At 66.2% G+C, this 14809-nt stretch carries 15 protein-coding genes; 1 reads left to right on the forward strand and 14 read right to left on the reverse strand.

Annotated features, from left to right (window positions below; genetic code table 11):
* Nucleotides 1–20 precede the first annotated feature (20 nt).
* The 8 genes from gmk to pyrR are packed head-to-tail and all read right to left on the reverse strand — an operon-like array spanning nt 21 to nt 9618.
* The gene (gene gmk / locus IWX78_RS05170) at nt 21–950 is read right to left on the reverse strand and encodes a guanylate kinase (RefSeq protein WP_334684573.1); all 930 of its coding nucleotides are present in this window, start codon (nt 948–950) and stop codon (nt 21–23) included.
* Nucleotides 943–1785, reverse strand: coding sequence for an orotidine-5'-phosphate decarboxylase (pyrF, locus tag IWX78_RS05175; RefSeq protein WP_196832385.1), 843 nt, complete (start codon nt 1783–1785; stop codon nt 943–945). Before pyrF ends, gmk begins: the two co-directional genes overlap by 8 nt.
* Nucleotides 1782–5075 carry a carbamoyl-phosphate synthase large subunit gene (gene carB, locus IWX78_RS05180; protein ID WP_196832386.1) on the reverse strand — a complete coding sequence of 1098 codons (3294 nt, stop codon included), beginning with the start codon at nt 5073–5075 and terminating at the stop codon, nt 1782–1784. Before carB ends, pyrF begins: the two co-directional genes overlap by 4 nt.
* Complete coding sequence (gene carA, locus IWX78_RS05185) at nt 5075–6244, reverse strand: glutamine-hydrolyzing carbamoyl-phosphate synthase small subunit (RefSeq protein ID WP_196832387.1); 1170 nt, start codon at nt 6242–6244, stop codon at nt 5075–5077. Before carA ends, carB begins: the two co-directional genes overlap by 1 nt.
* Nucleotides 6244–6792, reverse strand: a complete 549-nt coding sequence (locus IWX78_RS05190) for a PH-like domain-containing protein (RefSeq protein WP_196832388.1) — start codon at nt 6790–6792, stop codon at nt 6244–6246. The genes carA and IWX78_RS05190 overlap by 1 nt, the downstream gene beginning before the upstream one ends.
* Complete coding sequence (locus tag IWX78_RS05195) at nt 6785–8128, reverse strand: dihydroorotase (RefSeq protein ID WP_196832389.1); 1344 nt, start codon at nt 8126–8128, stop codon at nt 6785–6787. Before IWX78_RS05195 ends, IWX78_RS05190 begins: the two co-directional genes overlap by 8 nt.
* Nucleotides 8129–8131: 3 nt before the next feature.
* Nucleotides 8132–9079 carry an aspartate carbamoyltransferase catalytic subunit gene (locus IWX78_RS05200; RefSeq protein ID WP_196832390.1) on the reverse strand — a complete coding sequence of 316 codons (948 nt, stop codon included), beginning with the start codon at nt 9077–9079 and terminating at the stop codon, nt 8132–8134.
* Entirely contained in the window at nt 9079–9618 is a 540-nt protein-coding gene (gene pyrR, locus IWX78_RS05205; protein ID WP_196832391.1) for a bifunctional pyr operon transcriptional regulator/uracil phosphoribosyltransferase PyrR, read from the reverse strand. The genes IWX78_RS05200 and pyrR overlap by 1 nt, the downstream gene beginning before the upstream one ends.
* 162 nt (nt 9619–9780) lie before the next feature.
* Here pyrR and IWX78_RS05210 point away from each other — a divergent pair, with 162 nt between their 5' ends.
* Complete coding sequence (locus IWX78_RS05210) at nt 9781–10923, forward strand: NAD(P)-binding domain-containing protein (protein WP_196832392.1); 1143 nt, start codon at nt 9781–9783, stop codon at nt 10921–10923.
* A 4-nt stretch (nt 10924–10927) separates the two neighbouring features.
* Here the strand turns inward: IWX78_RS05210 and IWX78_RS05215 are convergent, their stop codons facing one another.
* From IWX78_RS05215 to IWX78_RS05240, 6 genes are all read right to left on the reverse strand, one after another.
* Nucleotides 10928–11605, reverse strand: a complete 678-nt coding sequence (locus IWX78_RS05215) for a M23 family metallopeptidase (protein WP_196832393.1) — start codon at nt 11603–11605, stop codon at nt 10928–10930.
* Nucleotides 11606–11731: 126 nt separating this feature from the next.
* Nucleotides 11732–12145: a transcription antitermination factor NusB gene (gene nusB, locus IWX78_RS05220; RefSeq protein ID WP_196832394.1), complete on the reverse strand. Its 414-nt coding sequence runs from the start codon at nt 12143–12145 to the stop codon at nt 11732–11734.
* Nucleotides 12145–12708 (reverse strand): elongation factor P, encoded by a 564-nt coding sequence (gene efp / locus IWX78_RS05225; RefSeq protein ID WP_196832395.1) that lies wholly within the window; start codon nt 12706–12708, stop codon nt 12145–12147. The genes nusB and efp overlap by 1 nt, the downstream gene beginning before the upstream one ends.
* A gap of 95 nt (nt 12709–12803) precedes the next feature.
* The gene (locus IWX78_RS05230) at nt 12804–13247 is read right to left on the reverse strand and encodes a type II 3-dehydroquinate dehydratase (RefSeq protein WP_196832396.1); all 444 of its coding nucleotides are present in this window, start codon (nt 13245–13247) and stop codon (nt 12804–12806) included.
* A gap of 3 nt (nt 13248–13250) precedes the next feature.
* On the reverse strand, nt 13251–14327 hold the full coding sequence (gene aroB / locus IWX78_RS05235) for a 3-dehydroquinate synthase (RefSeq protein WP_196832397.1): 1077 nt from the start codon (nt 14325–14327) through the stop codon (nt 13251–13253).
* Nucleotides 14324–14791, reverse strand: coding sequence for a shikimate kinase (locus tag IWX78_RS05240; RefSeq protein ID WP_196832735.1), 468 nt, complete (start codon nt 14789–14791; stop codon nt 14324–14326). The genes aroB and IWX78_RS05240 overlap by 4 nt, the downstream gene beginning before the upstream one ends.
* Nucleotides 14792–14809: the final 18 nt, after the last annotated feature.

Genomic DNA, 14809 nt, shown 5'->3' on the forward strand with positions numbered 1-14809 from the left:
GGTCTGTCGGTGGCCGAGAGTCACGCCTGGACGGCGTCTGATGGGCCACGAGTCTGCATCAAGTCTACGACCTCCCGGGCTGCTTCGCCCACTGTGCCGTTCACGACCCGGTAATCGAACTCGTCCTGGGCGGCGAGTTCATGCTTCGCGGTGCTCAGCCGACGCTCGCGTTCCTCCGAATCCTCGGTGCCGCGACCGACGAGTCTGCGAACCAGTTCGTCCCAGCTCGGGGGCAGCAGGAAGACGAGCGTGGCCTCAGGCATCACTTCGCGGACCTGGCGAGCACCCTGGATGTCGATCTCGAGAAGTACGCTGTGGCCTCGCCGTAGCGCCTCGTCGATCGGCGCCCGCGGGGTGCCGTATCGGTAGGCATTGTGCACTGTGGCGTGTTCGAGGAGTTCGTGGTCGGCGATGAGCCGGTCGAATTCGGCGTCATCGACGAAGAAGTAGTTCACTCCTTCGACCTCTCCAGGGCGCGGTGCCCGGGTGGTTGCCGATACCGAGAGAAGGACATCCGGATAGTTTTCGCGGATGTGGGTGGCGACGGTGCCCTTGCCGACGGCTGTCGGCCCGGCGAGTACGACGAGTCGGCTCTTCCGACGTCCGCGATTGCGTGCTTCGCGGTCGATGACGAAGTCGCGCAGTCGACCCCGCTGGTTATGGCCGAGCCCGCCGATCCGCTTCGAGGGCGAGATCCCGAGGTCGTCGAGGATGCGGGCGAGCTTGGTCCGGCCGATGGCGGGGACGCTGAGCAGGAAGTCGGTGACACGCATACGTCCGGCGACGCCGTCAGGGTCGCGGAGCCCGTCGTCGAGGACGGAAAGTGCAGACACCGACCCGTCCGCGATGGCGTTCTTCAGCGCGGCGCGGGCGCGGCGGGCTTCGACGGCGGCCCTGGACGCGGCGACGCGGTCGACCTCCGGTGGTGTTCGATCGGTTGGCTCAGGCACTGGCGCGCCTCACCTCTTCTGCTCGGGTGGCGACAGCCTGGCGGATGCCGTCTGGCCCTGCTGCAAGCAGTGCCCGTGATTCGGAGACGACAACGCCGGGCGCCAGGGGCCCGTAGATGGCTGCCAGGTCGGAGACAGAAGCCCCCTGGTGCCCGAAGCCGGGCGCGAGGACGGGAGGGGTCGGGGTACGGGCTCCCCCGAGCTCGAATCCGGTGAGGTCGAGCGTCGCGCCGAGCACCACTCCGGCCGAACCGAGCGGCCCGGCAGCGTGTGCTTCATTCCACGACGTCACGTCGTCGAGGATACTCCGCGCCAGGGTCAAACCGGAGGCCAGTTTTGCCTGCTGCTGTTCGATGCCCTCCGGGTTGGAGGTGGCGGCGAGCACGAAGACCCCTTTTCCGTTCCGATCGGCGAGTTCCAACGGCCCGGTGAGCGAACCGACGCCCTGGAACGGGTTGAGCGTCACTGCATCCGATTCGAGCGGCGATCCGGTGCCGAGCCAGGCCTCGGCGTAGGCGTCGACGCTCGAGCCGACGTCTCCCCGCTTCGCGTCGGCGATGACGAGGAGCCCCTGTTCGCGAGCGCTCGAGATGACCCGTTCGAGAGCGGCGAATCCGAGGGATCCGAACCGCTCGAAGAACGCGACCTGCGGTTTGACGATCCCGGCGGAGCCTGCGGTGGCATCGACGACCCTGAGGCCGAACTCCAGCGCTCCGTCTGCGCTGTCCGGCAGTCCCCACGAGGTCAGCAACCAGGCGTGCGGGTCGATGCCGACGCAGAGCCGCCCTGGCCCGTCGAAGACCGTCGTGAGACGTTCGGCGAAGCTGACGGTCATGCCCGCAACGCCCGATCCGCGGCGTACTCCTGCAGCGAGCGCACCGTGAAGCCGTTGCGCACGGCCTCGATCGAGGCGACAGCAGCGGTGAGCTCGGCGATGGTCGTGAAGAGCGGCTTGTCCTCGGCAACGGCGGCGGCGCGGATCTCGTATCCGTCGGCGCGCCCGGAGCGTCCCGACGGCGTGTTGATCACGATATCGACTTCGTGTCGGTTGATCAGCTCGACGATCGACGGCTCACCCAGTTCGGACTCGTTGCCTTCGCTGTACTTGCGGACGGTGCGAGCGGAAATGCCGTTCCTGTTGAGGATTTCAGCGGTTCCTTCCGTCGCGACGATGTCGTAGCCGAGCTCGTGGAAGCGGAGGATCGGGAGAACGATGGAACGCTTGTCGCGGTCCGATACCGAGACGAAGACCGTGCCTGAGAGCGGAATGCCGCCGTATGCGGCGGTCTGGCTCTTCGCGAATGCGCGAGGGAAGTCCTGGTCGATTCCCATGACCTCGCCCGTCGACCGCATCTCGGGGCCAAGGATCGAGTCGACGATACGGCCGTCCTTGGTGCGGAATCGCTTGAATGGGAGCACGGCTTCCTTGACCGAGACCGGCGAGTCCATCGGGATGCGTGAGCCGTCGACGGGTGGGAGCAGTCCGGACTCTGTGAGTTCGGAGATCGTCGTACCCGTCATCACGAGCGCCGCCGCCTTCGCCAGCGGGATCCCAAGGGCCTTGGACACGAATGGCACGGTGCGGGAAGCGCGCGGGTTGGCTTCGAGCACGTAGAGGATGCCGGCACCGATCGCGAACTGCACGTTGAGCAGTCCCTGCACTCCGATGCCCTGCGCGATCGCGAGCGTGGCCTCACGGACGCGGTCGATCTGTGCCCGACCGAGCGAAATTGGCGGGAGGGTGCAGCTCGAGTCACCGGAATGGATTCCGGCCTCTTCGATGTGCTCCATGACCCCGCCGATGTACAGTTCGGTTCCGTCGTAGAGAGCGTCGACATCGATTTCGATCGCATCGTCGAGGAACCTGTCGACGAGGAGCGGGTGCTGGGGGCCGATGATGCCCTGGCCGGCCATCCGGTCGAAGTAGTCGCGGAGCGTCGCGCTGTCGTAGACGATCTCCATGCCGCGGCCGCCGAGCACGAAGCTTGGGCGGACGAGGACCGGGTAGCCGATGTCCTCGGCGATGGTCACAGCTCCGGTCACTTCGGTGGCCGTTCCGTTCTTCGGTGCGAGAAGCCCGGCGGCGTCGAGGATCTGGGAGAACTCTCCACGTTCCTCGGCGAGGTTGATCGCCTCCGGGGTGGTTCCGAGGATGGGAACACCGGCAGCCTTGAGTCCGGCGGCGAGGCCGAGGGCGGTCTGCCCGCCGAGCTGAACGACCACGCCGACGAGTTCACCTGCCCTGCTCTCGGCGTCGATGACCTCGAGAACGTCTTCGAGCGTCAGCGGCTCGAAGTACAGCCGGTCACTCGTGTCGTAGTCGGTCGACACCGTCTCGGGGTTGCAGTTGATCATGATCGTCTCGAACCCGGCGTCTCGCAGCGCGAATGACGCGTGCACACAGGAGTAGTCGAACTCGATGCCCTGCCCGATCCGGTTCGGTCCTGAGCCGAGGATGACCACCTTGCGGCGGTCAGACGGCATGACTTCGGTCTCGGAGTCGTAGCTGGAGTAGTGGTACGGCGTCAGCGCGGGGAACTCCCCCGCACAGGTATCGACGGTCTTGTACACCGGACGCACATCGAGGATGTGTCGCACTTCACGTACCTCTGCCTCGCCGAAGCCACGCAACTGGCCGATCTGCACGTCGGAGAAACCGTGGTCCTTGGCTGTGCGGAGCACGTCGGTGTCGAGCCGCGCGGCATCCCTGACGTAGTCGGCGACGTCGTTGATGAGCACGATCTGGTCGAGGAACCACGGGTCGATCTTCGTGGCTTCGAAGACCTGCTCTGCTGTTGCTCCCTTGCGAAGCGCCTGTTGCACGACGACGATGCGGCCGTCGGTCGGGACGGCGGCGACCGCGAGCAGTTCGTCGATCGAACGGACCTCATCGCCCCAGTGGAAGCTGGAGCCACGTTTCTCGAGCGAACGCAGTGCCTTCTGCAGAGCGGTCGCGAAGTTGCGGCCGATGGCCATCGCCTCACCGACCGATTTCATGGTGGTCGTAAGCGTGGCATCCGCCGCCGGGAACTTCTCGAATGCGAACCGGGGAACCTTCACGACGACGTAGTCGAGCGTCGGTTCGAAGCTCGCCGGCGTCACCTTGGTGATGTCGTTGGGGATCTCGTCGAGGTGGTAGCCGATGGCGAGTTTGGCCGCGATCTTGGCGATCGGGAATCCGGTGGCCTTCGAGGCAAGGGCGCTCGAGCGGGAGACCCGGGGGTTCATCTCGATGACGATGATGCGGCCGTCGGCGGGGTCGATGGCGAACTGGATGTTGCAGCCGCCGGTGTCGACGCCGACGGCTCGGATGATGTCGATTCCGATGTCGCGGAGTTTCTGGTACTCGCGGTCCGTGAGGGTGAGGGCAGGAGCGACGGTGATCGAGTCACCGGTGTGCACGCCGACGGGGTCGACGTTCTCGATGGAGCAGACGACGACCGTGTTGTCTGCGGTGTCGCGCATCAGCTCGAGTTCGTACTCTTTCCAGCCGAGGATCGACTCTTCGAGGAGGACCTCGGTCGTCGGGCTCTGGTGAAGGCCGTCCGTCACCATACGCACGAGTTCATCGCGGGTGTACGCGAAACCGGAGCCGAGGCCACCCATCGTGAACGACGGCCGGATGACGAGCGGGTAGCCCAGCTGCTCAGCGAAGTCGACGGCTTCATCGACTGTGTGGGCGATGAAGGATTTCGCCACGTCGGCGCCGCACTCGAGAACGAGCTCCTTGAAGATCTGGCGGTCCTCACCCTTGTTGATGGCCTCGAAGTTCGCGCCGATCAGCTCGACGTCGTACTTCTCGAGGATGCCGTGCTCGTGCAGCTGGATCGCGGCGTTGAGGGCCGTCTGCCCACCCAGAGTGGGCAGGATCGCATCCGGCTTCTCCTTGGCGATGATCGTCTCGAGCACCTCCCACGTGATCGGCTCGATGTATGTCGCATCGGCGAAGTCAGGGTCGGTCATGATCGTGGCCGGGTTCGAGTTCACGAGGATGACGCGGACGCCCTCCTCGCGGAGAACACGGCAGGCCTGGGTACCGGAGTAATCGAACTCGGCCGCCTGGCCGATGACGATCGGACCTGAACCGATGACGAGGACGCTGTGGATGTCGTCGCGTTTGGGCATTAGTTGTCGTCTCCTGCTGCGTTGGTCCGTTTGGCGATCACAAGGTCGCGGAATCGATCGAAGAGGTGGTTGGCGTCGTGGGGTCCAGCAGCAGACTCGGGGTGGTACTGCACGCTGAATGCCGGGATGTCGAGACACGCAAGTCCTTCGACCACCTGGTCGTTGAGGCTGTAGTGACTGACGGTGACGCGCCCGAAGCCCTCTGGGGACTGGTGATCGCCCTCGATCGGCAGGTCGACGGCGAAGCCGTGGTTCTGCGAGGTGATCTCGACACGCCCTGTGGCCTTGTCGAGCACCGGCTGGTTGATCCCGCGGTGGCCGAACGGAAGTTTGTACGTGCCGAATCCGAGCGCGCGACCGAGCAACTGGTTGCCGAAGCAGATCCCGAAGTATGGCACGTCAGCGCGAAGAACCTCGCGGAGCAGCGTGACGTGGGCGTCGGATGCCGCGGGGTCGCCTGGCCCGTTCGAAAAGAACAGGGCGTCGGGGTTCAGGGAGAGCACATGTTCCGCTGTGACGTTCTGTGGCAGCACGAGCACGTCGAAGCCCCGCTCTGCAAGGTACTTCACCGTCGAGGTCTTGATGCCGAGGTCGAGCACGGCGACGCGGCCGATGCGCTCGCCCTCTGCCTGTACCTCGTACGGGTCGATGGTCGAGACGTCGTGTGAGAGGTTCCTCCCGGTCATCTCCACACCCTGCTTGACCTGGTCGAGCTGGTCGCCTTCCGACAGGTCGAAGAACTCGCCGGAGAAGATTCCGGCACGCATGGCCCCCGCCGAGCGGATGTGGCGGGTGACGGCGCGCGTGTCGATGTTGCTGATGCCGACCACGCCGCTTGCGACGAGATCGTTGTCGAGGCTGTCTTGGGCGCGGAAGTTGGAGACGACCCGGGAGGGGTCACGGACCACGAACCCGGCGACCCAGATCTGCCTCGACTCTTTGTCTTCATCATTCACACCGGTGATGCCGATGTGCGGGGCGGTCATCAGGACGATCTGCCCGGCGTACGACGGGTCGGTGAGGGTCTCCTGGTAGCCGGTCATGCCGGTGGAGAACACAGCCTCGCCGAGGGTCTTGCCTGTTGCGCCGTATGCGCGTCCGACGTAGCGGCTGCCGTCTTCGAGGACGAGGACGGCCGGTGTCGCGGAGCCAAAACTCGAGCTGCTCATTACTTCTCACTCTCGGTGGAGTCGGTGGGGTCTGTCTGGGAGGTCGACGACGCTGACGCCGTCGGAACAAGGGAGGTCAGGGCGGTGAGGACACGGGAGTGTCTGGTCGGATCGATGACGCGAACGTAACTGTCGACATCCGTGTGACCGGCCAGCCAACTCACAGACAGCAGTCCGTCTGTTTCGACCACCCGGTCGATCGTCCAGGTGGCCGGCTGCGCCGACCGGATCTGCCCGGCGGCGATGAAGACCGGCTCCTGACCGGGGACGGAGAGCACGACTCCCTCGTTGGCGACGGTGAGGTCTGCGCTGGCACGGAACGCCAGGCCGCGGATGGCGAGGCGTTCGAGAGGCTGACCGGTCTTCGTCGTTGCGACGTAGAGCACGGCGGTCGACTCGATCGGGTGGATGCCGTCGGCGGGAAGCGGAGTTCCGGCCGGTACCCCGGCATCCCTCCTGGATCGGGCGCGCCAGGCCAGCCACATCCCGAGCAGGAGCAGGGCGAGGAAGGCCAGGACGATGGCGGCCGGGAGGATGCGATCAGGCATGGTTCTCCGTCCGCCGTGACCGTGAGTGTGCTGCGACCTCGTCTGCGGGACGAAGCTTTCCGTCGAGGACGGTGGCGAACCCGGCGTGGAAGGTCGAGACGACACGACCGGGCAGTTCACGCCCGAGATACGGTGAATTCACTCCCTTTCCGGCGAGATCGGCGGTGCCGAAGGTTCGGCTGGCGTTCGGATCGTAGAGGGTGACCTGGGCCGGCGCGCCGACAACGAGACTCTGGCCGTGCCCGGAGATGCGGCCGATCCGGGCGGGGGCGCTCGAGAGCACCCGTGCCACGTCTGACCAGTCGAGTCGGCCGTCAGCGACGACGGCAGCATGGACCACACTGAGCGCTGACTCGAGGCCGACCATGCCGTTCGCCGCGGCATCCCATTCGCAGTCCTTGTTCTCGACCGGGTGGGGTGCGTGATCGGTGGCGACGATGTCGATGGTGCCATCTGCCAGCGCTTCGCGGAGCGCGAGCACGTCTTCGCGACGGCGGAGAGGCGGGTTGACCTTGTACCTCGCGTCGAAGCTGCGGACCAGTTCCTCGTCGAGGAGCAGGTGGTGAGGCGTCACCTCGGCGGTGACCGCGATGCCTCGGCCTTTCGCCCAGCGGAGAACGTCGACGGAGCCTGCCGTCGAGACGTGGCAGATGTGCACCCGGCTGCCGACGTGCTCGGCGAGCAGGACGTCCCGGGCGATGATCGACTCTTCGGCGACCGCAGGCCAGCCGGTGAGTCCGAGCTCGCCCGACACGGCGCCCTCGTTCATCTGAGCGCCGGCCGTGAGGCGGGGTTCCTGGGCGTGCTGGGCGATGACGCCGTCGAACGACTTCACGTACTCGAGGGCGCGGCGCATGAGCACCGGGTCCCAGACGCAGAAGCCGTCGTCGGAGAAGACGCGGACGCGGGCGCGGGACGACGCCATGGCACCGAGCTCGGCGAGCTGTTCACCGGCGAGACCGACGGTGACGGCGCCGATGGGCTGAACGGTGGCATAGCCCGCCTGTTCGCCGAGCGACAGTTCCTGCTCGACCACGCCGGCGGTGTCTGCGACCGGCGAGGTGTTGGCCATGGCGAAGACGGCGGTGAAACCACCGGCAGCGGCCGCCCGGGTTCCGGTGAGCACGGTCTCGCTCTGTTCGTAGCCGGGCTCGCGGAGGTGGGTGTGCAGGTCGACGAGGCCGGGCAGAGCGATGAGCCCGTCTGCGTCGACGCGTTCGGCGCCTGCCGAGCTCAGCGACGTGCCGACGTCGGCGATCACGCCGTCGGCGAGGAGCAGGTCAGTGCGTGTTCCGTCCGGCAGCGAGGCGCCCGAGATCAGGTAGGTGGTCGACATGGTTCAGTTCTCCCGATCGCCGGACAGCAGCAAATACAGTGCGGCCATCCGCACGGAAACCCCGTTTGTCACCTGTTCGCGCACGGTTGACATGGGCGAATCGGCGGCGGCAGCGGAGATTTCGAGGCCCCGGTTCATCGGTCCGGGGTGCATCACAATGGTAGTCGGCTCGAGCTGGCCGAGCCGCGCGTCGTCGAGTCCCCACCGTCTCGCGTACTCGCGGCTGTTCGGGAAGAAGGCATCCCGCATCCGTTCGCCCTGGATACGGAGCATCATCAGTACCTCCGGTTTCGCGGCGATCGCGTCGTCGAGGTCGTAGCTGATGGTGACGGGCCAGGCCGAAGTATCGACGGGCACGAGGGTGGGAGGAGCGACGAGGGTGACGCTGGCGCCGAGCGTCGTCAGCAGCCACACGTTCGAGCGCGCGACCCGCGAGTGCAGGATGTCGCCGACGATGGTGACCGCGAGGCTGTCGAGTCCGTGGCCGCGTGAGCCGTCGCCGTGCACCCGCTTACGCATGGTGAAGGCGTCGAGCAGTGCCTGGGTCGGGTGCTCGTGGGTGCCGTCACCGGCGTTGAGGATGCCGGCGTCGATCCAGCCGCTCGTCGCGAGGGTCTGGGGAGCGCCCGATGCGGGGTGCCGGATGACGACGGCATCCGCTCCCATCGCCTGCAGCGTCTGGGCGGTGTCCTTCAGGCTCTCTCCCTTCGACACGCTGGATCCTTTGGCACTGAAGTTGATGACATCCGCGCTCAGGCGTTTGGCAGCCGCTTCGAACGAGATCCTGGTGCGGGTCGAGTCCTCGAAGAACAGGTTGACGACGGTCTTGCCGCGCAGGGTGGGCAGCTTCTTCACTTCGCGATGCTGGGTATCTGCCATGTCTTCAGCGACGTCGAGGAGCCGGATGGCGGTATCCCGGTCGAGATCGCGGGTGGAGAGCAGGTGGCGCATCAGAGCACCGCCGCATCGATCGAGACGAGGTCGGCGCCGTCGAGTTCGGCCAGGCGCACGTTGATCCGCTCCGTCTGAGCGCTCGGCAGGTTCTTGCCGACGAAGTCCGGGCGGATCGGGAGTTCGCGGTGGCCGCGGTCGACGAGGGTGGCCAGGCGGACGGCGCGTGGGCGGCCGATGTCGCCGATGGCGTCGAGGGCGGCGCGGATCGTCCTGCCCGAGTAGAGAACATCGTCGACGAGGACAACCGTCTTGCCGTCGATCCCAGACGCGGGGATGTGCGTCGGTGAAGGTGTGCGGGTCGGATGCTTCGCCAGGTCGTCGCGGTACATGGTCACGTCGAGTGACCCTGCGTCGATGGGTGAGCCTGAAATGTCGGCGATGATCCGGGCGATGCGGTCGGCGAGGATCACACCACGGGTGGGGATGCCGAGAAGGACGAGGCCTTCTGCGCCGCGATTGGACTCCAGGATCTCGTGCGAGATCCGAGTCAACGCTCGGGCGATGTCAGCCTGCTGCAGTACGACACGCGCACTCATTCGCTGACTCCCTTCTCCGTCTCTCTGGACGGCGTTAAAGGTTGTCGATGTGATTCCATCTTACCAGTGGCCGCTGCGCTGGGATGCCGTGCCCCTGGTTCGCACCGTACGGGAGATCGTGTGCTGGGAAGGACTTCGGCGACATCGGCGTTACAGCCGGGCGTGACCCTCTACTCCCCCACACCGGTATCGGCAGGCGAGCCCGTCGTTGCCGACGTCGTCGTGATCGGCGCCGGCCAGGCCGGGCTCTCAGCGGCCTACCACCTGCAACGCCGGGGGTTCGTGCCCGCGGGCGTGGCGAAGGACAGCTCCGAGCGCAGGTATCTGGTCCTCGATGCCGAAGACGGGCCCGGCGGTGCGTGGCGCCACCGCTGGCGGAGCCTCGTCATGGCGACGGTGAACGGGATCAGCGACCTCCCGGGGGTCCCGAAGCCCGATGTCGACCCGGAACAACCCAGCTCAGACTTTCTCACCGACTACTTCGGCGACTACGAGCGGCAACTCGACCTCGCCGTTGTGCGCCCGGTTCGGGTACGTCGGGTGGTGAGGGTAGACGAACACCCCACCGGTCTGCTCCGCGTCGAATCGGATGTCGGAACGGTGACGGCACGAGCCGTGATCAACGCCACGGGCACCTGGACCCGCCCGTTCTGGCCGCTCTACCCCGGACAGTCGACGTTTCGGGGTCGCCAGTTGCACGTCGCCGACTACGTGGCGGCAGAAGAGTTCATCGGACAACACGTGCTCGTCGTCGGCGGCGGCATCTCGGCAGTGCAGCTCCTCGACGAAATCTCGGCCGTCACCACGACGACGTGGTTCACCAGACGGGAACCGGTGTGGCGCGACGAGGAGTTCGACAGCCGGGCGGGGCACGCAGCCGTTGCACTCGTCGAGGACAGGGTGCGACAGGGACTGCCGCCTCAGAGCGTCGTGTCCGTCACCGGTTTGATCTGGACGCCTGCACTGCGGGCGGCAGCCGCTCGCGGTGTACTCGAGCGGCATCCGATGTTCACCGCGATCGAACCGGACGGCGTCCACCGCGCCGATGGGACGTTCGAGCGCGCGGATGCCATACTCTGGGCCACCGGTTTCCGCGCTGCCCTCGACCATCTGTCACCGCTTCACCTTCGGCTTCCCGGCGGTGGTATCGCCATGGATGGCACTGCGGTCGCGGTCGAACCTCGCGTGCATCTCATCGGCTACGGGCCGTCGTCGTCGACGATCGGCGCGAACAGGGCCGGGCGGTCTGCTGTCGCGGGCCTCGTGCGTTTCCTCGATGCGGCCGCTGCGGAATCCGCACGCTGATCGGTCAGGTCGTCGATCGCAGAAGATCGCGTCTGCCAGGGATGCCATCGGCGCCGACCCACGCGCCATCCCGCTGGATCTCGAACGCGCGGAATGCGCACGGGATCCCGTGCGCCGCCATCAGGTCGGCGGAGTCCATCAGCTGGAAGTGCAGGTGGGGAGACGTCGAGTTGCCCGTGTGACCGATCCGGCCGACCAGTTCCCCTGCCGCGACCTGCTGACCGGTCGCCACGTCGACCGTCCCCGGCGCGAGGTGGGCGAATCCGGCGAACAGCGTCCCGAACCGGAGTAGGACGTGGTTGCCGAGAATGAACGGGATCCGGTCGGGCCTGAATGTGAAGCCGTTCCACGCCATACGGGCGACCTCCCTGACCGGATGTATCCAGGTGCGCTCCGGCATCCCGTCGACGGCGGAGACGACCACGGCGTCGACCGGAGAATAGATCGCTGCTCCCCACGCGTAGCACTCCCGGGTTCTGACACCCGCGACGGCAGTGCGTGCCGGACTCCCCGGGTGGTAGCTCCCCCGCGCGTCGACACGGAGAAAATCGTAGGCGAACCGCTGGCCGAGCAGGTCGGTCCCGTGGCTCGGCACGCGAGTGGCCGGCGTCGTCACCGCACGCCAGCCGTCTCCGCGCAATGGGAAGTCGACGACGACCGGGTGCTCGGTGAAGTTCGCCATGGCCCAGAGCGTACTCGCGTCGATCAGTCGGGTGAACACCGGACAGACAGAATGCCGAACGCACAGAAAGCCTGCAGACACAGAACGCCCGTCCCACCGGTGTGGAACGGGCGTTGAGCGGCCGTCTCAGCCGTTGGCCTGTGCGATCTTTCCGAGCAGTCCGTTGACGAAGCCGGCTGAGTCGTCCGTCGACAGTGTCTTCGCGGATTCGACAGCCTCATCGATGGCGACGGCTGCAGGGATCTCATCGTTGAACAGGATCTCCCACACGCCGATCCGCAGGATCGCGCGGTCGACGGCAGGCATCCGCGCCAGGGTCCAGCCCTGCGCGTAGGTCTCGATCTGCTCGTCGATCTCTTCGGTGTTGTCGATGATCCCGTCGACGATATCGCGAGCATAGAGCCAGGATGCTTCCCGCTGGGGTTCGCTCGCAGCCCGCTGCGCCTCGACGCTCAGGGCGTCGCGGAGCGGCAGGTCGCGGAGGTCGGCACCATAGAGGATGTCGAGAGCCCGTTTACGGGCTTTGCTGCGGGCGCTCACTAGTCGTTGACGCGGCCCATGTAGTCACCGGTGCGGGTGTCGACCTTGACCTTGGTGCCCTGTTCGAGGAACAGCGGAACCTGGATCTCGTATCCGGTCTCGACGGTGGCAGGCTTGGTGCCGCCAGTGGAGCGGTCGCCCTGCAGGCCGGGCTCGGTGTAGGTGATCTCGAGCACGACGGATGCCGGCAGTTCGACGTACAGCGGATTGCCGTTGTTGAGTGCGACAGTGACCGACTGGTTCTCGAGCATGAAGTTGGCGGCATCGCCGACGACAGTTGCCGGAACCGTGAGCTGGTCGTAGTCGGCGACATCCATGAACACGAATGCTTCGCCGTCGTTGTACAGGTAGGTGAAGTCGCGGCGGTCGACGTTCTCGATCTCGATCTTCGTGCCGGCGTTGTACGTGCGGTCGACGGTCTTGCCCGAGACGACGTTCTTGAGCTTGGTACGGACGAAAGCGCCGCCCTTGCCCGGCTTGACGTGCTGGAATTCGATGACGTTCCAGAGCTGGCCGTCGATGTTGAGGACGATTCCGTTCTTGATGTCGGCGGTAGATGCCATGAAGAGGGGGTTCCGTTTCAGTGGGAAGAGGTTCGGCCCGACCGGGCCGTCCGGACGAGTTTACCCGCAGGGGCGACGAGGCGCCAAAGAGAGCGTCAGCGGCTGAATGAGAGAGCCGCGAGCGCCAGGCGATAGGAGTCGAATCCGAAGCCGGCGATGACCCCGGTCGCGACCCCGGAGATGACACTCGTGTGGCGGAAGACCTCACGGGTATGCGGGTTGGTGATGTGCACCTCGATGAGGGGCAACCCGGCCTTCGATACGAGAGCAGCGGCATCCCTCAGCGCGTAGCTGTAGTGGGTGAACGCGGCCGGGTTGAGGATGACGGGCGAACCGGAATCGACCGCCTCGTACAGCCAGCCGATGAGTTCGGCCTCGTCGTTGGTCTGACGGAGATCGATGGCGATGTTGTCAGGGGCGACGGCGGTGAGAAGCGCGCGCAGGTCGTCGAGGTCGCCCGAGCCGTAGACATCGGGTTCGCGGCTCCCGAGGCGTCCGAGGTTCGGGCCGTTGAGAACGTATATCGTCTGCGAGCTCATGGTTCAGGAGCCTACTTCCTGGTAGGCGGCAAAGAGCAGGGCTGTCTCAGGACCGGCCAGAACGGTGGGCTTCGCGAGATCGTCGAGCACGATGAATCGCAGCATCCCTGCACGCGCCTTCTTGTCGCGCTGCATGGTGGCGAGGAGCGTGTTCCAGCGCCCGACGGGGTATTCCGTCGGAAGCGACAGCGAATCGAGGATGCTCCTGTGCCGATCGGCGACAGCGTCGGGCAGCCGTCCGGCGAGCCGGGAGAGCTCAGCGGCGAACATCATGCCGACAGCGACGGCTGCTCCATGACGCCACTGGTAACGCTCCGCGTGCTCGATCGCGTGACCGAGGGTGTGGCCGTAGTTGAGGATCTCGCGGATGCCGCCCTCCTTGAAATCTTCGCTGACCACGCGTGCCTTGAGGGCGATGGACAGTTCGACGACCCGGCGGAAGGCATCCGTCGTCGGGTCGGTGACCGCGTCGACGTCGGCCTCGATCAGGTCGAGGATCTCGGGCTCGGCGATGAAACCGCACTTCACGATCTCGGCGAACCCGGCGAGGATCTCGTTCCTCGGGAGGGTGGAGAGCAGATCAAGGTCGACGATCACACCAGCGGGCGCGTAGAACGACCCGACGAGGTTCTTACCCTCGTTCGTGTTGATCCCCGTCTTGCCGCCGATCGCGGCATCGACCATCCCGGCGACCGAGGTCGGAACCTGGACGAGTCGGACCCCGCGCAGCCAGGTGGCTGCGACGAAACCGGCGACGTCGGTGGTCGCTCCCCCGCCGAAGCCGATAACGGCGTCTGTGCGGGTGAAGTCGGCCTGGCCCATGATCTGCCAGCAGAAAGCCGCCACCTCGACCCGTTTGCCGGTTTCGGCATCCGGGATTTCGGCGAGGAGCACCTGATAGCGGTCGGCGAGGCTTTCACGCAGTTTCTCGGCACGGGCTCCGAGAGTCGGCGGGTGCACGAGCAGGATCTTGGCGACGTCGTCACCGAGCACAGCGGGGATGCGGTCGAGGATGCCGCGGCCCACCTCGACGGAGTAGGCGTCTGCCCCGGTGACCTCGATGGTGGTGATGGCAGTCATGAGTGTCCTTCCGCCCAGGCGGCGATCCGGTCGGCGATGCGTTCGATCGGCTCGCTCGAGGTGTCGAATGTGATGGTGGCCAGTCGTTCGTAGATCGGCCGTCGTTCGTCGTAGATGCGCTGCCAGTCGCCGGTGCCGTTGGCGAGAAGTGGCCGCTTGTCTGTGCGGATCCGGGCGGCGACTGCCTGCGCGCTGACGGTCAGGAGGACGACGGTGTGGCCGGCAAGGTCCTGTTGGGTAGCCGGGTCGAGGACAGCTCCTCCCCCGAGCGACACGATTGCCGGTTCCTGCAGGGCGGCCGAGACGGCTTCGCGCTCCAGCCTGCGGAACTCGGGCTCGCCGCGCTCGGCGAAAATCCCGGTGATCGCACCGTGTTCGGCCACGATCCGTTTGTCGGTGTCGATGAACGGCACCTGGAGAGTGCGAGACACCCGACGACCGATCTTCGTCTTCCCTGCGCCCATCGGTCCGATCAGGACGAG

Origin of the sequence: Mycetocola sp. CAN_C7, from assembly GCF_015752285.1 — a bacterium.
GTDB lineage: Bacteria > Actinomycetota > Actinomycetes > Actinomycetales > Microbacteriaceae > Mycetocola_A.